Source organism: Maricaulis sp. (assembly GCF_048270095.1).
GTDB lineage: Bacteria > Pseudomonadota > Alphaproteobacteria > Caulobacterales > Maricaulaceae > Maricaulis.
On the sequence record NZ_JBLWTL010000007.1, the window covers coordinates 1 to 20,118 of the forward strand.

Below are 20,118 nucleotides of genomic sequence, written 5' to 3' on the forward strand. Positions count from 1 at the left end.
CATTTGCTACCTTGCCCACCAGTTCGGGGAAGAAATCCGCAACGGTGGCGTCCAGGTCCAGCGCGCCATCGGCGACCAGCATGGCCGTGGCCGCCGCGATATAGAGTTTGGAGATGCTGGCGATCTTGAACAGGGCGTGCGGATCGGCGGGGATGCGGGCCTCGCGGTCATGCCAGCCGGCGGCATGAAATTCCGGCTCATGACCGGCGCGGTCGACATAGACGATGATCCCGTCCAGCCCGTAATCGAGGACCTGGTCGACCTCGCCCTGGACGCTTGCGGGCAGGGGACGCAGGTAGGAAACGGCTGCGCGCCAGGGGGCGAAGAAATACAGGCTGCCGACTGTGACGATGGCCGCGGCCAGCCGCAAGACCCAGATCGTTGCGCGTGCTTTTGTCATGTCTCAAACTTTCGATCAGTTCGGGTGGCCCGGTTGAGGGACGAGCCGTCCCTTGTCAAAACTGTAGAGCGACGCCGCCCTCACTCGTCCATATATCGGGTGATAAGCTCGATGGTCACGACAATCGCGGCATGGGCCGAAAGGCCGACCGTCCACCAGATCAAGGCCCATTTCATCACGAAACTGCCAGCGGCCAGGCAGATGGCGGTAAACAGGACAAGCCCGAGACCATAGGCGGCGAGGTGGATCCACAGGACCAGTCTCGCCCCGGCCCTGACCTTCACATTGCGTCGCTGGACAATGCCGGTCGCCTCGATTTCCGGGTCGATCACCAGCGCGATCGCCTCGACATTGAAGGCGGCGGCGAGGGCTGTCAGTGAGTCGCGCGAGGCCTGCTCGCCATTTTCGATCCGCTGGACGGTGCGAAGCCCGATCCCGGCCAGTTCGGCGAGGTGTTCCTGCGACCAGTGACGCTCTTCGCGCCAGCGTTTGATCTTGTCTGCGTCTGTCTTGTAGGCCATGATTTACTCCTGCTTGGCGTGGGGATGAGAGGGCTTTCCAAGACCACAAATACCGCTTGCCAATCCACGCCATCCTGGCGCCAGACCCACGTCAGTCACGCGCCACAACCCCGCCACGTACCCGCCATTGCGGCTCTTCTGCCCCGATTAGACGGTGCCCGGCGTGTGCGTTCAAACGAAAAATCGGCTTGCTCCGCTCCGCGCCATCAACAGCTCCGCCCCGGACTGATGTCCGGCGCGCCGCTCCCAACACGGAAGAAGAGGGTGTTTGATCTGACCGGCCTCGATTATCGCCCTCCTCTTCCTTGATGGAAGAGGTGGCCGCGAAGCGGTCGGAGCTGGTGAGGATGACGGGCGCGCCGGTGACCGGTTTGGCGACTTATCCCCCAACGCCCGACAACTATCCCACGTCATCCTGACGAAAGTCAGGACCTCGACGTGACAGGGTCGGAGTCTATGATATCGAGGTCCCGGCGTACGCCGGGATGACGAATTTTGAGTGATGTTATCCCCGCCCCCTCTCGCTGCGCGCATACTTCAGATGTTCCGGTCGCACGGGAGGCGTGAGCTCAGTCATTCGCGGCGGTCGGGAGCGTGGAGCTCGTCCGAGAGCTGGCGTGACACCCAGTAATCCGGCGTGGCCACCGGAGCGGAAGGCGGCATAAAGCTCGACCGCATGATCCATTCCGGTTTCGAGGCGGGGGCCGCAAGGCGTCCGAGTAAATCTCCACGTGTGGGACGTCCCGGATGCCCCCAAAACTTATAACAGCTCCGGCATTCGCCGGCGTCCCACACACCTCCCACTACGAGGTGACCTGCTCAAACCTCCAGCCGCTCGCGGCGTGGAGATTTTCGTGCGGGCGTCAGGGCTGTAGTGCCACACCCTCGCGGCGTGGATCGGCACCGCCGATCAAGCTCCCGTCTTCCAGCCGCCGCACGATATGGATGCCGGAAATCTCGCCGCGATTGGCGTCGAGCGTGAAGCCGAGGCCTTGCAGTCCGGCCAGGATCGCGGGGTCCATGCCGTCCTCGACACGCACGACATCGCCATTGGCGACGACATTGGGAAGATTGATCGCCTGCTGCGGGGTCAAACCCCAATCGAGCATGCCCACGAGGGTCTTGGCGGTATAGGCGATGATGGAGGAACCGCCGGGCGAGCCGGTCGCCAGCACAAAATTGCCCTCTGCATCGAACACGATGGTCGGTGACATCGAGGAGCGTGGCCGTTTGCCGGCTTCTGGCGCATTGGGGATGGCCGCGCCTTCGGCATCGAGCGGGATGCGTGAGAAATCGGTCAGCTGGTTATTGAGGAAGAATCCGCCAGCCATGCGGTGGCTGCCGAACACGCTCTCCACCGTTGTCGTCATGGAGACGACATCGCCATCATTGTCGACGATGACAAAATGGCTGGTGCCGGGCGAGTCGGGCGTCGCATCGAGGCCGGGCGCAGCAATGTCCGCGGGCGTGCCGGCTGTGACGTGCGGGGTTGCGAGATTGCCGCCGACCAGCGCCGAGCGGGCAGTGATGTAATCATCGGCCAGCAGGCCCGCGGCCGGCACGGTGACGAAATCGGGATCGGCGATATAGGCGTCGCGATCCGCATAGGCCAGGCGGGAGGCCTCGATGAAGCGGCGCCAGCCCTCGACGGTTTGCGGGCCGGTGGCGGCCATGTCCCAGGGCTCGATCAGGCCGAGGATCTCATTCACCGTCACGCCGCCCGAGGCTGGCGGCGGCATGCCGCACACCGTCCACTGGCGGTAGGGCCGGCAGATCGCTTCACGGCGCAGGGCCTGATAGCCGGCCAGATCGCTGGTGGTCAGCCCGCCGGGACGTGGCTCGGCCTGGACCGCCTCGACGATCGCTTCGGCCAGCGGGCCGGAATAGAGATTATGCCAGTCGGCAGCGATGGCGCGGGCGCTCATCGCATAGGCCGGGTTGCGCAATTGATAGCCGACGGGCAGGGGGCTGCCATCCTCGAGGTAGAAATAGGCCCGCGAGGCCGGCCATTCATCGATTGGCGAACGCGGCGCCATGCCGGCGATGAAGCCTTGCAGACGCGGCGAGACGGCGAAGCCGTCCTCGGCCAGTTCAATGGCGGCATCAAATCCGTCGGCCCAGTCCAGTTCGCCATGATCGCCATGCGCCAGGGCCAGCATCGCCACCGCGCCGGGCGCGCCGACCGAATGGCCCGAGAAGACCGCGTCATAAAAGCTCAAGGCTTGGCCATTTTCGTCGAGAAAGAGATCGGGCGAGGCGCTGGCCGGCGCGGTTTCGCGGCCATCATAGGCGGTCAGGCTGCCGGTCTGGGCATCGAAATACAGCATGAAGGCGCCGCCGCCGAGGCCGGAGCTTTGCGGCTCGACCAGGCCGAGTACGCTCTGAACCGCAATGGCTGCATCAACCGCATCGCCGCCGGCGCGCAAGGCGGCCAGCCCGGCTTCCACCGCCAGCGGATTGGCCGCGGCGACCATCGCCTGGCGGGTCTGGCTCTGATCAGGCGTGTCCGCCACCGGGGTTTCGACCACGCTCGGCTGGCCGCAGGCGGTGACAGTGAGTATCGATGCCAATGCACTGGCAGACAGCAGAAAACGGATCATTACACTTGCCCCTCGTCGCAGTGTGGGCACGATAGCGCGAAGCGGCACCAGATGAGAGGCCCTAAATGGCAGTTCCGGGCAAAACCAACACATTGACGGATGTCACCGGCCTCAGGGTCGGCCAGGCCGAGGACGTATCGGTGCAGACCGGCGTCACGGTCATCCTGCCGGATGCGCGCGCCGTCTGCGCCGTTGATGTGCGCGGTGGCGGGCCGGGAACGCGCGAGACTGATGCGCTCGCCGCCCACACACTGGTCGACGCCGTCGACGCCGTCGTGCTGTCGGGCGGGTCTTCCTACGGGCTTGCGGCGGCCGATGGTGTCGCGGCCATGCTCGGCGCACAGGGGCGCGGCTTTGCCCTGATGAAGACGCCCGGCGTGCCGGTCTCGCCGGTTATCCCGTCGGCCATTCTCTATGATCTGGCCAATGGCGGCGACAAGGCCTGGGGCGAGGAGCCGCCCTATCGCCAGCTCGGCAAGGCGGCGCTGGTGGCCGCCTCTCGCGAGGTGCGGCTGGGACGCAGCGGTGCCGGCTATGGTGCCCGCGCCGGATCGCGCATCGGCGGTACCGGCTCGGCCAGCCTGGTCACGCCCGACGGTATCACCATCGCGGCGCTGGTCTGCGTTAATAGTTTTGGCTCGGTCACCATGCCTGGCAGTGACGTCTACTGGGCCTGGCCCTGGGAGATTGATGGCGAGTTCGGCGGCGCCCGCCCGGCGCCCGGCTGGTCGGCAGAGCCGGAGGATTGGGGTGCGGCCAAGATCAATCCCGGCGCCCGTGAGAATACCACCATCGCCTGTATCGCCACCGATGTCGCGCTGACCCCGGCCCAGGCCCAACGCCTCGCCATCATGGCCCAGGACGGGCTGGCGCGGGCCATCCGTCCGGTGCACACGCCCTTTGATGGCGATGTCGTCTTTGCCCTGTCGACCGCTGCCCGACCCCTGCCGGAGCCACCCGAATTCAACCTCGCCCGGCTCGGCTCACTGGCCGCCGATTGCCTGGCCCGGGCGGTGGCACGCGGTGTTCACGCAGCCGCATAATCCACCTTGCCTGTCCCGCTTTGAGGGCCTGTGCGTTACGCCTGCTTTTGCCCGTTCGCAGTACTTGCTTTCGCCAGGGCTCGCGGTTAGGTTCCGCGCCTCTTCAGGGCACCAGACCCTGAAGGCATGGCCTGCACCGGTAGCTCAGTTGGATAGAGCACTAGACTACGAATCTAGGGGTCGGGAGTTCGAATCTCTCCCGGTGCACCATTTTTCTCCTGCCATATTTCAGCCTGCCGCCCTCACACCGGTAATTCGGTCGTGTTCTTGATCGCGTCCATGGCAAAGCTGGCGCTGACATCGGAGAGCGGTGCGATGGCGATCAGCTTCTTGTAGACTTCGTCATAGGCGCGGACATCGGGCAGGCAGAGCTTGAGCAGATAGTCGACATCGCCGCTGAGCCGGTAGAATTCGACCACTTCCGGCATTCGCTTTACGCCCTCGGCAAATCTGCCCAGCCATTCGGCATCGTGGCGGCTGGTGCGGATCGAGACGAAGAGCGTCGCGTGCAGGCCGAGTGCCTCCGCGTCGAGCAGGCTGACATTCTTGCGGATAACGCCCTGTTCGCCGAGGCGCCTCATCCGCCGCGCCGTCGGTGTCGCGCTGAGCCCGATCAGATCGGCAATCTCCTGTACGGTACGGTCGGCATCACTCTGTACCAGCTTCAAAATTCGGCGGTCATAGTCGTCGAGCACTGTGAAACCCTCTCATTGTGGCGAAGTTCGCTCCATAATGCATGATTTTGGGTAAAGATGAGTAATTTTAACTCCACCAGAAATGGTCTCATGCTCACTCATTCACGGAGGCCCCGATTTATGCGCGATGCCATTGATTCAACCTCTGCGCTTTCCCGCGTCCGCGCCGGCATGATTGGCCGCGACGCGATGCTGAATACTCCGTTCGGCGAGCGGTTGATGGTCTATGCCGATTACACCGCGAGTGGCCGCGCCTTGCGCCAGGTCGAACAGCAAATCGAGCGCCTGTCCGGGCTGTATGCCAATCCGCATACCGTCGACAGCGCAACCGGTCGCGCTTCATCGGCCTGGATGCATCAGGCCGAGAGCTTCATCCGGAAGGCCGTGAATGCCGGGCCTGAGGATTGCCTGCTCACCTGTGGATCTGGCGCGACCGGAACGATTCACAAATTGCAGGAAATTCTCGGTCTCGCGATCGCACCAGCCAGTCGCGACCGGATTCTCACGGCTGCGGCCGGGGCGCTCGGACCTGATGGACGTCGAAAGCTCGACGAGGCCGTTGCAGCTGATTGCCCGGTCATTTTTGTCGGCCCCTATGAACACCATTCCAACGAGCTCAGCTGGCGCGAGAGTCTGGGCGAGGTTGTGCCGATCCAGCTGGCGGCGGATGGTGGCATCGACATGGCGGATCTGGAGGCGCAATTGCGAGATCCGCGCTGGCTCGGCCGCCGCCGGATCGGCGCCTTTTCGGCAGCGTCCAACGTCACGGGTATCAAGAGTGATGTCATTGGCCTGGCCAGCTTGTTGCACGCTCACAATGCCATTCTGTGCCTCGACTGCGCCGCGAGTGCGCCCTATCTGCCGATCGACATGCATCCGGCCGCGCATCCCGATGCCTGGATCGATGCGGTCTATTTTTCGCCGCATAAATTTCTGGGCGGTCCGGGGGCTTGCGGCATTTTGCTGTTCAACCAGGCGCTCTACCGGCGCGATCTGCCGCCGACCCAGAGTGCCGGTGGAACGGTGCGCTATGTGACCAAGACCGGGCATGATTTCATCGAGGACATCGAACCGCGCGAACGCGCCGGAACGCCGGGTGTGCCGCAGATCGTGCGCGCAGCGCTGGCGCTGCAGGCGCAGGCGGAGATCGGCTATGAGCAGATCGCCCGGCTCGAGCATGTGGCGCTCGAACGCGCCCTGTCGCGCTGGGGGCAAAACCCTGCGATCGATATTCTCGGTGAGGCTGATCCGGATCGCCGGATCGGCATTGTCGCCTTCAATATTCTCGACCCTGAAGGCGATATCCTGCATCCGCGTCTGGTCACGACGCTGTTGAATGATCTGTTCGGCATCCAGTCCCGTGCCGGTTGTTCCTGTGCCGGGCCCTATGGTCATGAATTGCTCGGCATTGACGCGGCCCAATCGGAAGTCATTCGAGCTGCGGTTCTGGATGGCGAGGCCGGTCTGCGCCCGGGTTGGTGCCGGGTCAGCCTGCATTGGGTGATGGAGCCCGAAGAGGTCGCCTACCTGATCGACGCGGTCGAATTCCTGGCCACGCATGGCTGGCGCTTCGCCGAGCTGTATGTGTTTGATACAGTGCGCGGAGCCTGGAAATGGCGCGGCACGACATCGTCTGGGCCGGTCTGCTTCCCGAAGGTGCTGCTGGCGGACACGTTGGCTGAGCCCCTGGCCGAGTCGTGCGACCGCACAGCTTGTTTCGTTGCGGCTTTGGCGGCGGCCCAATCGCTGGCACAGGGGCTGGAGACGGCGGGTTCTGGCGAGGCCTTGCAGCCGGCCTGACCGCTGCTGTGATCACACGCCTGCCGCACGCAACAGGGCATCGATCTCGCTGCGTTGGGCCGGACTGGCCGGGGTGCCGCGCGGATAGAGCGGGGTTGGCCAGTCGCGATCATCGACACGGTGACCGTCCCACAATTCGGTGGATTCGATGAAATGGCGTGCCATCGGGGTGCCGCCGTTTTCCAGGCAGCCGATCATGCAGGTATCGATATAGGATTGTGCGATCGGGTGATCCTGATCGGCCCTTGACTGCTCACGATTGACGACGATCCAGAAGCGGGCCGTATCGAGATCGCTCGCCGCTGCATTCTCGTGCAGCAGGCGGACAGCAACGCCGTCGACCGGCGTGAAATCATAGCCCCGCTCGCGATGTCGCAATGCGTCGGTGATTTGTGTGGGCACCAGGGCTGCGCTCAATGAGGCGCCAGCGGCCTGGCGAACCCCCAGGTAGGTCGCTGCCTCATCGCCATACCGCGTCGACCAGCCACGCTGCCAGCCGGAAACCATGACCGGGATGACCGGCGTGTGCAGGTTGGAATAGGTCTGACGGCTATAGGCGCTCAACAGGCTGCCATAGCCGATAAGAAAATCGGTTCCGCTCATGGGGATCACCCTAAACGGAAACGACGCGGGATGTCCCGCGCCGTCCGTATTCATGTCCCGCCAATTGGCAGGCCGGTCGCCGTCTAGTTACGGCGGCGAGCCGAGTAGGAATTGCTGGAATAAGAGGCCTGGGCCACCGGCATTTCCTCGGAATAGGTCTGATCGCCAGCTGGCATATCAGTCCCGTAGAGGTAGGTGCTGCTGCCTGGAGCGGGTGGCTGATTGGCCGCCACTGCAGGGATATTCGTGCTCATCGGCGGGTTGTGGCCGGGGAGGTCGATATCGTCGCAATCCATCAGGCGCCATTCCCAACGCTCTTCCGAACGCAAGGTGTAGCGGGTCACTGTCTCGGTGCCAGCCGGAATGAGATGGCTGTCGACCGAAGCCGGTTGATCAACGACCTGGATCGAATAGCTGTCATAACGGGGATCGATCGGAATTTCCTCGACGCTCGCGGCCTGGACCAGAACATCGCGGGTGATCGTCGAGAACTCGGCCGGATGGTGGATCTCATCGATGCTGGCCGGCGTCACAATGACATTGCGCGTCACAGTGCGGTATTCGCCAGCTTCCTCGACCAGACACCAGATTTCACCGGTTTCTGAATCATAGCGGGTCATCGATGCGCCCGGCTCATAGCCGCGGCGCCAGACCTGACGCGGCTCACGCACCATGATGGTCTCGGTCACCGTGTTGTGCACGGCGGGCTGAACCACATATTCGGAGTATGCCGGACGGACCTGAACCGTTTCGGTGACGGTGTTATAAACCGGCTCGTGCACGATATAGCGCACACCGGCTTCACGTGACACGTATTCGCGGATCTCGTCACGCAGGCGCGGCGGAGCCACGTCATAGCGTTCGTAGGCATCCTGCGTCGTCACCTGTTCGGCGAAGGCGTCATATTGTGGATCAATCCGGACACGCGCATAGCACTCGCCCGAAGCGGCGCTGGACGGCGGATCCGGCGGGAACCATTCGGCATCGCCGGCGAAAGCTGCTGATGAGGCCAGAATCGCCAATGCGCTTCCGGTGATCAAGAATTTGCTGTGCATTATGCATCCCCCCTTCAGGACGTCGCCTCGCGACGACCGCAAGACACTCCAGTTCAGAAGAGGTTAACCCAAATTCATCGAAGAGTTAAGGCAATTTAAACTTTTATGTCGGGATTCACCGGTTAGGGGAAAAATTTCTGCCCAATTCGCCTGAGGGAGGTTTCTGGTTGCCTAGACGCCCGCCACGTTCCGCAGGATCTGACCGGTCAGCCACGCGCCCCAGGTTCCAGTGATATAGCCGACGACCGCCAGCAAGACCCCGACCGGGGCAAGCGAGGGGTGGAAGGCGGACGCGACGACCGGGGCGGAGGCCGCGCCGCCAATATTGGCCTGGCTGCCAACGGCGAGGAAGAAGACCGGCGCCTTGATGATGAATGCCATCGCTATGAGCAGGCAGGCATGGATCGCAATCCAGATGGCGCCGATCAGGAAGAATTCCGGATTACGCGCAATCGCGGTGATATCCATATTCATGCCGATCGTGGCGACGAGTATGTAGATGAAGACCGAGCCGGTCTTCATCGACCCGGCCCCGCTCAGCTTGCGGGCGGGCGAGAAGGACAGCGCGACGCCGATCGCGGTCGCGACAATGATCAGCCAGAAGAAACCGGAGTGCAGGCTGTAGCGTTCCAGCTCCGGATAGTGTTCGAAGAACCATGGCGCGAGGAAGTCGGAGGCCAGGTGCGCGATCGCGACGGCACCAAAACCGATCGCCGCGATAAACATCATGTCGCGCAGTTCGGGGATGCGCGCATGCTCCGATTCATAGGCTTCCGCCTTGAGGCGCAGATGATCGACAGCGCGAGCATCGGCGCCGAGCCGCTTGTCGATTGCCACCGCATGGCTCGCTGCAATCAGCAAGAGTGCCATCCAGACATTGGCGACAATGACGTCGACGGCAATCCAGGCCGAGAAGATCTGGTCGCCAACATCGAAGATCTCATACATCGCTGCCTGGTTGGCGCCGCCGCCGATCCAGCTGCCGGCAACAGTCGTCATCCCGCGCCAGACGGCTTCAGGTCCGTCGACACCAATCAGGTCGGGCAGGAAGGAGCTGGCGATCAGCAGGGCGATCGGCCCACCGATAATCACGCCGATCGTGCCGGTCAGGAACATGATGAGGGCTTTGGGACCAAGCCGCAGCGTTGCCGGCAGGTCTGCCGACATCGCCAGCAGAACCAGGGCTGCCGGCAAAAGATAGCGCGAGGCCACGAAGTAGAGCCGGGATTCTTCCGGGTCCACGATATTGAATGTGTTCAGGAGTGAAGGCAGGAAATAGCAAAGCAGGAGCGGGGGGAAAACCTGGTAGAAACGCTTGAAGGTCGGGCCGCCCGAGGTCGAGGTCCAGAATACCGCCCCCAGGATGACGGCTAGCAGACCCAGTACGACAGCATCATTGCTGATCAGCGGTGCAAGTTCGTTTTCCATGAATTCCCCCGGAAGCTGCCCTGATATGACCGTGCCCGGCGCTGCTTCGCAACCCCCCAATACAAAACGGCCCGGCCAGGGGCCGGGCCGTTTCATACAGGATCGAACAGGCTACCAGACGGAGACGCGTTCCTCAGGTGGCAGATAGAGCGCATCGTCCTCGGTGACACCGAAGGCCTCGTACCAGACATCCATATTCCGGACGACTCCATTGGTGCGGTATTGGGACGGGCTGTGCGGGTCTGTGGTGATGCGGGCGACGAGATTATCCTCGGTGTAGAGCCGGCGCCAGACCTGGGCCCACGCCATGAAGAAGCGTTGATCGCCGGTGAAGCCGTCAATCACTGGCGCTTCGCCGCCATGATCGGCGAGATACATGTGATAGGCGCGATAGGCCATCGAGAGCCCGCCGATATCGCCGATATTTTCACCCAGGGTGAGGCGTCCATTTACGAACATGCCCTCGACCGGAGAGAATTCCTCATACTGCGCGACGATCTGGTCGGTGCGTGCATCGAACTGCTCGCGCGAATAATCCGTCCACCAGTTGCGCAGCAGGCCATCGCCATCGGACTGACTGCCCTGATCGTCGAAACCATGGCCCATTTCATGACCGATCACGGCACCAATGCCGCCGAAATTCACCGCCGGGTCGGCATTGGCATCGAAGAAGGGGCCTTGAAGAATGGCCGCCGGGAAGACAATTTCATTGGCGGTCGAGGAATAATAGGCATTCACCGTCTGGGGTGACATGCCCCATTCCCACTCACGGATCGGGCCACGCAGGCGCGCGCGGCTCTCGGCACGGTACCAGGCCGAGATGCGTTCCGAATTGCCGAACAGGTCATCGGGGCGGATCTCGATCGACGAATAGTCCGGCCACTGGTCTGGATAGGCAATCTTCGGGGTGAATTTGGCGAGCTTGTCGAGCGCTTCGGCCCGGGTCTCGTCATCCATCCATTCCAGGGTTTCGATCCGATCACCGAGCGCCCGGCGCAGATAGCCGACCAGGTCTTCCATCTCGGCCTTGCTCTCGGCCGGGAAATGCCGCTCGACATAGATGCGGCCAATCGCCTGGCCGAGCGGCCCGTTGACATACTGTATCGCCCGGCGATCGCGGGCGCGGGGCTCTTCCGTGCCTGAAAGCGTCCGGCTCCAGAAATCGAAGCTGCGATCATAGAACGCCTCATCGAGTTCATTGCGGTTTGAATCCATATAATGGAGTGTCAGATAATCCTTCCAGGTCTCCAGCGGGATTTCCTGGAAGAAGGAGGCCAGCGACTGGACAGCGGTGTTCTGTGAGACCACGACATTGTCCTGGTCGGCAAAGTCCAGCGCCGTCATGAAGCGCGCCCAGTCAAAGCCCGGGGCGTAGGCCTGCAGTTCTTCGACCGTCATGGGATTATAGCTGGCGACGCGGTCGCGGCTTTCCGCGCGAGTCCAGTGCATCTGCGCGATCGCGGTTTCCAGGTCCAGCACGGCCTGGGCGCGCAAGGAACCATTGTTTTCGCCGAGCATGCCAAACACATCGCTCATGTATTCGACATAGGCGGCACGATAAGCGTCGAAGCGCTCATCATCACGCAGATAATAGTCGCGGTCCGGCATGCCCAGGCCCGATTGGCGGATATAGACGATGTAAGTGTCCGGATTGCCGGCATCGCGGCCAACGCCGGCGCCAAACAGCGAGGCAAATCCGCTCGCGCCAAACAGGTCAATCACGTCGCCATAACTCTGTGCCGCGGCGATCCGGTCAAGGCCGGGCTGGGCCGGGTTCAGGCCCAGTGCATTGAGACGCTCGCTATCCATGTAGCTGGCATAGAGGTCGCCGACCTGTTGCTCGACGGAGCCGGCCGGGTTTTCTGTCGCCGATACGTCCGCGATAATCGCGTCGATGCGCTCTTCCGCGCTCAGGGCAAGTTCTGAGAAGGATCCGAAATTCGAGAAACCGGCGGGGATTTCGGTCGTGTCGAGCCAGCCTTCATTCACATAGCGGAAGAAGTCGTCACCGGGCGCGACGGTCTCGCTTATATGCTGGGTTTCGATGCCCCAGGTGCCAAGCGACGGGGCCGCGGCCTGGGCAGCCGGTTCGCTGGCAGCGCTAGTGTCCGCTACGGGTGATTCAGCCGCCGGGCTACAAGCCGCCAGGAAGGCGAGGCACACGGTGCGGAGGAGGATTTTCTTCACGGGACATTTCTCCGTCTGGTTCAAATCTGATTGGGAGCGAGACTAGGGCGCGCTGGCCAGGACGCAAGCCTTCGGTGGCAATTCGTCACCGCGGGGCCTGAAACGAGCCCGGTACAAAAAAAAAGGCGGCCCGGCATGACCGGACCGCCTGATTTGTTATTGGGTCCGACTACCAGATCGAAACCCGCTCTTCCGGTGGCAGGTAGAGATCGCTGTCCTCGGTAATGCCGAAGGCTTCATACCAGGCATCGATATTGCGGACGACGCCATTGACCCGGTATTGTGCCGGGCTGTGCGGGTCCGAACGCAGGCGCGAGACCATGCTGTCTTCGGTCATTTTCGAGCGCCAGACCTGGGCCCATGACATGAAGAAGCGTTGGTCCCCGGTCAGGCCATCGAGCACCGGAGCGTCGCCGCCATGGTCAGCCAGATAGGCGTGATAGGCCTGGTAAGCGATGGAGAGGCCGCCGAGGTCACCGATATTCTCACCCAGGGTGAGCTGGCCGTTGACGTTTTCACCTTCAACCGGCGAGAAGGCGTCGTATTGGGCGACTAGGCTGCCGGTGCGCTCCCGGAAGTGCTCGCGGGAGAAGTCGGTCCACCAGTTGCGCAACACGCCCTGTCCGTCCTGTTCGGCACCCTGATCGTCGAAGCCATGGCCCATTTCATGGCCGATGACGCCGCCAATAGCCGCAAAATTGACCGCCGGGTCGGCGAAAGGATCGAAGAAGGGGGCTTGCAGGATGGCCGCCGGGAAGACGATCTCATTGCTGTCCGGGTTGTAGTAGGCATTGACCGTCTGCGGGCTCATATACCACATCCAGTCGCGCTTGGACTCGTTCAACTGGGCGCGTTGGTCGGCCCAGTTCCAGGCGCTGATCGCGCGGACATTGCCGATCAAATCGCCGGAATCAACGGCAATCGTGGAATAATCGCGCCAGACATCCGGGTAGCCGATCTTCGGCAGGAAGCTTTCCAGCTTGTCCTGGGCCTCGGCGCGGGTGGCGTCATCCATCCATTCCAGCGTCGCGATGCGGGCTGCGAAGGCCGCGCGCAGGTATTCGACCAGCTCTTCCATCTGCGCCTTGTACTCCGGCGGGAAGTAGCGCTCGACATAGACTTGGCCGATGTTTTCACCAAAGCGTCCATTGACGAACTGGATGGCACGCAGATCACGCGGACGCTGTTCCTCAACGCCGCGCAGGGTGCGCGAGTAGAAGTCAAAGCTCGCTTCGTCGAACCGGGCCGGAAGCTGACCGGTCTGGTTGTCGACGAAATGGAAGGCCAGATAGGATGCCAGCACATCAACGGGCGTTTCGGCGAACAGCTGCGCAGTGCCTTGAACGGCGGTGTCGGTATTGACGACGACTTCGGTGATATCGGCGATGCCGAGGGCTTCCAGGAAGGCGCCCCACTCAAAGCCCGGTGCATAGGTCTCAAGTTCGGCCAGGGTCATCAGGTGGTAATTCGGCACGGATTCGCGGGCCAGTTCGGCCGGCCAGTGAACCTGGGCCAGGGCTGTTTCCAGCGCCATGATGTCAGCGGCGCGCTCTCCGGCATTATCGATTCCGGACAGCGTCAGGATATTGGTGATATAGGCCACATAAGCTTCGCGATAAGCGACATAGCGCTCACCGTCATCGAGATAGTAATCACGGTTTGGCAGACCCAGGCCGCTTTGTGAGACATGGGTGAGGTAACGCTGTGGATTGCCGGAATCCTGGGCGACATAGAGCCCCATCATCGACTGGTGGACAGGAAGGCCGAACCAGCGAGCGATCTCTGTATGCGTCGTCGAAGCGAGCACGGCGTCGAGCTCTTCCTGGATCGGTGACAGGCCGAGCGCTTCGATCCGGTCGGTATCCATATAGCTGCGATACAGGTCGCCGATCTGCTGTTCCGGCGTGCCGGCAACAGCGTCCGTGGTCGCGGCGGCCTCGGCGATAATGGTGTTCACGCGCTCTTCCGAGGTCAGATAGAGGTCAAGGAACGCACCGGCCGAGCTGAAGCCGGTGGGGATTTCCGCGGTATCCAGCCAGCCTTGATTGACGTGCGTGAAAAAGTCGTCGCCGGGGCTGACGGTCTCGCTGACATAGGCGGTTTCGATACCCCAGCTGCCCAGGGCCGCCTCGCCGGTGAGGGCTGCAGTTTCAGCCGGGGTTTCGACGGCCGGGGTATCGGGTGCGGGGGCCTCGGCGGCCGGGTTGCAGGCGGCGAGCATCGCGACGCATACGCCGCTGAGCAGAAACTTTTTCATACTGGATTTTCCCAAGGGTTCTTTACGTTAACTTTCGATCATAAAGCCGGGCGGGCCGGAAGCAACTGACGGTTTTGTTAGGTTTCGCGGGCAGCGGGCAAAGACAAGGCGGCCCGGATTGCTCCGGGCCGCCTGCTTTGTTTGGTGCTGACAGAGCCTGCTACCAGATTGAAACCCGCTCTTCGGGCGGCAGGTAGAGGGCGTCACCTTCCTGGATGTCGAAGGCTGCATACCAGGCGTCGAGATTTCGCACGACACCATTGGTGCGGTATTGGGACGGGCTGTGCGGGTCGGTGGTCAGTCGCGCAACCAGATTGTCTTCACGATAGAGGCGGCGCCAGACCTGGGCCCAGGCGAGGAAGAAACGCTGGTCGCCGGTGAAGCCGTCAATAACCGGCGCCTCGCCACCACAGCAGGAGTCCAGATACTGGTGATAGGCGGTGTAGGCCATTTGCATCCCACCGAGATCACCGATGTTCTCACCCATGGTGAAACGGCCATTTACGTTCATGCCCTCGATGGGCGAATAGCTGTCGTATTGCGCACCCAGGCGGGCAGCGCGTTCCTCGAAGCCGGCATCGGTTTCCGCTGACCACCAGTCACGGATCGAACCATCATGATCGAAGCGGCGCCCCTGATCGTCGAAGCCATGGCCAATTTCGTGACCGATCACGGCGCCGATCGCACCGTAATTCATCGCGGCATCGGCATTGGGATCGAAGAAGGGAGGCTGGAGGATGCCGGCCGGGAAGGTGATCTGGTTCATCAACGGATTGTAGGAAGCGTTGATGGTTTGCGGCGGATAGGGCCACTGAGACCGGTCGACCGGACCGGCGAGGTCTTCGATCTGCTGGTTCCAGTTGAAGGCGTTGATCCGCATCATATTGCCGAACAGATCATCCGCTTCAATATCCAGAGCCGAGTAGTCCTGCCATTCATCGGGGTATCCGATGCGCGGCTCAAAGGTCGACAATTTGCGCAGCGCATTGGCGCGCGTTTCGTCATCCATCCATTCGAGATTGGTCAGCCGGCCTTCGAAAGCCGTCACCAGATTGGCAACCAGATCTTCCATGGCGGCCTTTGAGGATGGCGGGAAATGTTGGTCGACATAGATCTGGCCGACGGCCTCGCCGAGCTGTCCGCCGACGATATTGACGCCGCGCCGGTCGCGGGGGCGCTGTTCCTCGGTGCCGTTGAGGGTGCGGCCATAGAAGTCGAAATTGGCCTGGTCGAAGGCGAGAGGCAGGCTGCCGGCATTGTTCTGCAGGAAATGGAAGGTCAGATAATCCTGCCAGACCGAGACAGGGGTTTCCTCGAAGATCCGGGCGGTTTCCTCGATCGCGCTCGGCTGGGCGACCAGATAGGTGGCCACGCCGTCGAGACCGAGCTGTGTCAGGCCGGTCGCCAGGTCCAGCTGGGGGGCCAGCGCGGCCAGCTGATCGAGCGGCATGGGATTGTAGATTTCCGTGATATTGCGGGAGCGTTCCTGGGTCCAGTGAACTTCGGCGAGCTGCGTCTCCAGCTGCATGATCGCATCAGCCTTGGCCGCTCCGCCCTCAATGCCGGCCAGTTCAAACATCTGGCCAATGAAAGCGGTATAGGCTTCGCGATAGCGGGCGTAATTCTCGTTCTCAAGATCGACATAATAGTCGCGGTCGGGAAGGCCCAGTCCGCCCTGACCGACGAAGACGGTGTAGCGTGTGGTATCGGCGGGGTCGGGAATAATGCCGATATCGAGCGGTGCCTGGTGGCCGACGGTCGCAAACAGATTCAATACCGCGTCAGGCGTGTCAGCCGCGGTGATCTGGTCGAGATAAGGTTGAGCGGGCGCCAGGCCGAGAGTCTCGATGGTCTGGGTATCCATCCAGCTGCCATAGAGATCGCCGACTTTCTGTTCGATTGTACCTGCAGCGGGATGCCCGGAGGCCAGTTCCAGGATGATGTCCTGAACCTGTTCTTCTGCTTCCAGGGCCAGTACGGTAAACATGCCGAAATTGGACAGGTCGGACGGGATCTCCGTTGTTTCCAGCCATTGTCCGTTGGCATACCGATAGAAATCGTCGCCGGGCGTGTAGGCCAGATCCATACCGGCCTGGTCGAAGCCCCAATCACCGATCTCTGCCGACATCTCGGCGCCGGTATTTGCGGTCAGTTCAACAGCGCTGCCGGAAATGCCTGTCTGGTCACAAGCAGCGAGCAGCGCAAAAATCGCTGTGCTCAACAATAGCTTCTTCATCAAAATTCCCCGTGTACTTTGTCAGATGGGACGGCCCCGCGCGAAAATACCGCGTGGGGCCGTGTTTGGCTATTCCGCTGGTGAATGATCGAGATGCCCCGCCATCTCGCCGTGAGCAAAGTCGGTGTCGACATAGTCTGCGCCAAGCGCAGGCTGAGCCTGACCGGTCCAGAGCCCGCGGAAGAACCGCGAGATATCAACGCCGATCGCATACATGGACGGGATGAGCAGCAAGGTCAGGAACAAGGCAAATATGACCGCAAAACCGAGCGCCACGACCATGGGCTTGAGGAATTGTGCCTGGGTTGAACGGGCCGCGATCATGGGCAGGATGCCGAGGAATGTCGTCACCGAGGTCAGAAGGATCGGCCGGAAGCGTTGAACGCCGGAGTCGACCAGGGCCTGGAAGGCACCGACGCCATTGGCGCGCAACCGGTTTACAAAATCCATCAGCACGAGATTGTCATTGATCACCACCCCCGCTGCGGCGCCAACGCCGAAGTAGGAGAAGAGGGCGATCGGCATGTCGAACATCAAGTGACCGAAGATGGCCCCCGTCAGCGCGAACGGAATTGCGACCATGATCAGGATCGGCTGGGCATAACTGCGGAAGGCGACGGCCAGCAGGATATACATCGCCACGAGCGCTGCGCCGAACAAGCTCAGCAATTCCTGCATGAACTCACGCTCACCTTCAGACTGACCGATTTCGTCGCGGCTGATACCCGGGAAGCGATGCTCCCAGCCCTCCCAGAATTCGGCGGTGAGGCTCTGGGTGATGTCACCCCGAGCTGACGGGTCCGTTAATTCGGCATTGACCGTAACGGTCCGCATGCCGTTGCGGCGATTGATCCGGTTCAGGCCGGGCGCGAAGTTGACGTCGGCTACCGCGGAAAGCGGCACTTCGCGGCCTTCACTGGTACGGATACGCAAATCGCGCAGCGTATCGAGCGAGCGGCGTGCCCCTTGCTCCAGGCGGATCATAACCCGCACGTCCTGGCCGTCGCGAGGCAGGCGCTGCGCCTCCTCGCCGTAGAAGGCCTGACGCACCTGGCGTGTGACATCGGACAAGGTCAGGCCCAGTGCCCGGGCATCGGGACGCATGGTGAACTGAAGCTCCTCCGTCGAAGTCTGGAGGGAATCGACAATGTCATAAAGCGTGTCATAGCTTCGCAGCTGGGTTTTCAGGTCGTCCGCCGCGGCACGCAGGACGTCAAGGTCCTGGTGTGAGATCGCGAAGGTCACCGAACTGCCGCCATCATTCATCGTCGAGTCCAGCGTGACTTCTTCGGCATCCGGGATCGGTCCGAGGAATTCACGGATCTTCAGGGCAACCTCTGACGTCGGAAGCAGGCCCGGGCGGAATTCAGGATCGGCCAGCGTGATCCAGGCGCGAATCCGGCCGTCAGTCGCCAGGGTTGAGCGGCTTTCAATCATGTCGATATCGCCCGGGAATTGCTCGCGGTAATATTCCAGAGCCTGGTCCTGGGCCAGATCGAGCTGTTCGCGGACCCGCTCGGTCCGGCTCCAGGGCGCGCCCTCGGCCAGCTGGATATTGACCTGGATCGTCTCATTTTCGATCTGTGGCATGAAGACCGACCCGACCCGATTGGTCATCATCAGGACGATCGAGATAGCAAAGATGCCGATGAAGGTGATCAGCGTGGCATAGCGATTGCGGATCGCGAACTTGATGGCTGGCCGATAAACACTGCGGGCAAACCAGACCATGCTCTCGGCAATCGTGCGCTGAAACCTGATCAGGGGGCCGAAAAAGCCTGTCGTCTTCTGTGGCTTCATGTGGGCGAGGTGAGCTGGCAAGATCAGCATCGACTCGATCAGCGAAAAGGCCAGGGCCGCGATCACGACCAGGGAAATCTGCTTGGTGAACTGAACCATGGGGCCGGTCAGCAACATGAATGGCAGGAACATCATGATCGTGGTGATGACCGCGAATATGACCGGCTTGAGCACCATCTGGGTGCCGACAATCGACGCCGTCAGCCCGGTCTCGCCGCGTTCGACGCGGTCATGAATATTCTCGCCGACCACAATGGCATCGTCGACAACGATGCCGATCACCAGCAGGAAGGCGAACAGGGACAGCATGTTCAAGGTGACGCCGAGCATCGGCAGCAACATGAAGGCGCCGCCGAAAGCAACGAAAATGCCGACGGTCACCCAGAATGCGACCAGGGGACGCAGGAAGAGAAAGAGGACGATCAGTACGAGCATGCCACCGAAGAGGGCCGAATTCAGGATGGTGGCCATCCGGGCTTCGTACATTTCTGAATTGTCCCACCACAGCGACAGGGTCACGCCGTCGGGCAGTTCCAGTTGCTTGCGGTCAATATAGGCCCGCACGCTCGCCGAGACGTCGACAACATCGATATCAGGGGTTGTCAGAACGACGATTAGCGACATCGGCTCGCCATTGAAGGTCGCGGCCAGATTCGCATCGACAAAACCGTCCGAGACACTCGCGACATCGCTGACACGCAAAGTGCCACCGTCGGATGTCTGGCGGATAATGATGCTCTCGAATTCCTCGCGGGTATCGGCCAGCTGGCGCGACGTCAGGCTGAGTTCGCCCAACTCGGTGCGAACGCTGCCGGCCGAGGCGTTCAGCGAGCTGGCGCGGATCGCGCCGACGATCTCGTCGAAGCTCAGATTATAGCGTTGCAGATTGTCTTCAGAGACCTCGATCCCGACTTCCTCACCGAGAATTGCCCAGTTGTTGACGAGGCTGGAGCCCGGGAGCTGGGCGACTTCGTCGCGGATTTCGCGTGCGATTTGCTGCAGGTCGCGCCGGTCAATGAAGCCGTGCACTGCAAAACCGATAACCTGGTCCTCGCTGCGCCACGGGTTCACTACCGGACGATAGGCCGATTGTGGCAGGTTATTCACCGAGTCGACTTCGAGTTTGATATTGTCGATGAACTCGCCGACATCGACGGATGGGAGACCCTCGACATTGATGAAGCCATTGCCTTCGCGCGCGGTTGACGTGATCGTGTCAACGCCGTCGAGATCGGCCAAGGCCTCCTCGATGCGAACGATCAGCTGTTCTTCCACTTCCTGCGGAGATGCTCCGGGCCAGGCAACGGACACCGTTGCGCCGTTCACGGCGATTGTCGGGAAGACCTCACGGTTGAGCTGGAGATAGCCGAAGACACCGCCAAGCAAGGCAACGATCATCAGCAGGTTTGCGGCAACTGAATTGCGGGCGAACCAACCAACAATACCGCCGGGCGCTTCGTCATGAGTCTTGTTCGGGTCGGTCATGGCCGCCT

The 20,118-nt window shown here is 61.8% G+C and carries 13 protein-coding genes and 1 tRNA gene; 3 read left to right on the forward strand and 11 right to left on the reverse strand.

Translation table 11 applies throughout. The features are described from left to right. The 3 genes from ACN0YJ_RS05930 to ACN0YJ_RS05940 form a co-directional block, all read right to left on the reverse strand. Positions 1 to 400, reverse strand: a 400-nt coding sequence (locus ACN0YJ_RS05930; protein WP_417495624.1) for a serine hydrolase, incomplete at its 3' end; no start/stop codon positions are given. An 80-nt stretch (positions 401 to 480) separates the two neighbouring features. Then, positions 481 to 921: a helix-turn-helix domain-containing protein gene (locus ACN0YJ_RS05935; protein WP_417495625.1), complete on the reverse strand. Its 441-nt coding sequence runs from the start codon at positions 919 to 921 to the stop codon at positions 481 to 483. An 863-nt stretch (positions 922 to 1,784) separates the two neighbouring features. Then, positions 1,785 to 3,521, reverse strand: a complete 1,737-nt coding sequence (locus ACN0YJ_RS05940; protein ID WP_417495626.1) for a gamma-glutamyltransferase family protein — start codon at positions 3,519 to 3,521, stop codon at positions 1,785 to 1,787. 65 nt (positions 3,522 to 3,586) lie between these two features. Here ACN0YJ_RS05940 and ACN0YJ_RS05945 point away from each other — a divergent pair, with 65 nt between their 5' ends. Both ACN0YJ_RS05945 and ACN0YJ_RS05950 read left to right on the forward strand, forming a co-directional pair. Further along, positions 3,587 to 4,564 carry a P1 family peptidase gene (locus ACN0YJ_RS05945; protein WP_417495627.1) on the forward strand — a complete coding sequence of 326 codons (978 nt, stop codon included), beginning with the start codon at positions 3,587 to 3,589 and terminating at the stop codon, positions 4,562 to 4,564. Positions 4,565 to 4,697: 133 nt separating this feature from the next. After that, positions 4,698 to 4,774, forward strand: a tRNA-Arg gene (locus ACN0YJ_RS05950). Positions 4,775 to 4,806: 32 nt separating this feature from the next. Here the strand turns inward: ACN0YJ_RS05950 and ACN0YJ_RS05955 are convergent. Continuing rightward, positions 4,807 to 5,259, reverse strand: a complete 453-nt coding sequence (locus ACN0YJ_RS05955) for an Lrp/AsnC family transcriptional regulator (protein WP_417478660.1) — start codon at positions 5,257 to 5,259, stop codon at positions 4,807 to 4,809. 120 nt (positions 5,260 to 5,379) lie between these two features. Between ACN0YJ_RS05955 and ACN0YJ_RS05960 the strand changes: the two genes are divergently transcribed. Continuing rightward, positions 5,380 to 7,059, forward strand: coding sequence for an aminotransferase class V-fold PLP-dependent enzyme (locus ACN0YJ_RS05960; protein WP_417495628.1), 1,680 nt, complete (start codon positions 5,380 to 5,382; stop codon positions 7,057 to 7,059). A 12-nt stretch (positions 7,060 to 7,071) separates the two neighbouring features. Here the strand turns inward: ACN0YJ_RS05960 and ACN0YJ_RS05965 are convergent, their stop codons facing one another. From ACN0YJ_RS05965 to ACN0YJ_RS05995, 7 genes are all read right to left on the reverse strand, one after another. After that, a complete protein-coding gene (locus tag ACN0YJ_RS05965) occupies positions 7,072 to 7,662 on the reverse strand; it encodes a gamma-glutamylcyclotransferase (protein ID WP_417495629.1) in 591 nt (196 codons plus the stop codon). Positions 7,663 to 7,745: 83 nt separating this feature from the next. Further along, positions 7,746 to 8,717 (reverse strand): hypothetical protein, encoded by a 972-nt coding sequence (locus tag ACN0YJ_RS05970; RefSeq protein WP_417478663.1) that lies wholly within the window; start codon positions 8,715 to 8,717, stop codon positions 7,746 to 7,748. Between the two features lie 171 nt (positions 8,718 to 8,888). Further along, positions 8,889 to 10,145, reverse strand: coding sequence for a DUF819 domain-containing protein (locus tag ACN0YJ_RS05975; protein WP_417478664.1), 1,257 nt, complete (start codon positions 10,143 to 10,145; stop codon positions 8,889 to 8,891). A gap of 111 nt (positions 10,146 to 10,256) precedes the next feature. Further along, entirely contained in the window at positions 10,257 to 12,332 is a 2,076-nt protein-coding gene (locus tag ACN0YJ_RS05980) for a M13 family metallopeptidase (protein WP_417495630.1), read from the reverse strand. Positions 12,333 to 12,501: 169 nt separating this feature from the next. Continuing rightward, positions 12,502 to 14,589: a M13 family metallopeptidase gene (locus tag ACN0YJ_RS05985; protein WP_417495631.1), complete on the reverse strand. Its 2,088-nt coding sequence runs from the start codon at positions 14,587 to 14,589 to the stop codon at positions 12,502 to 12,504. 160 nt (positions 14,590 to 14,749) lie between these two features. Beyond that, positions 14,750 to 16,825, reverse strand: a complete 2,076-nt coding sequence (locus ACN0YJ_RS05990) for a M13 family metallopeptidase (protein WP_417495632.1) — start codon at positions 16,823 to 16,825, stop codon at positions 14,750 to 14,752. A 69-nt stretch (positions 16,826 to 16,894) separates the two neighbouring features. Beyond that, complete coding sequence (locus ACN0YJ_RS05995; protein ID WP_417478668.1) at positions 16,895 to 20,110, reverse strand: efflux RND transporter permease subunit; 3,216 nt, start codon at positions 20,108 to 20,110, stop codon at positions 16,895 to 16,897. Between the last annotated feature and the right edge of the window lie 8 nt (positions 20,111 to 20,118).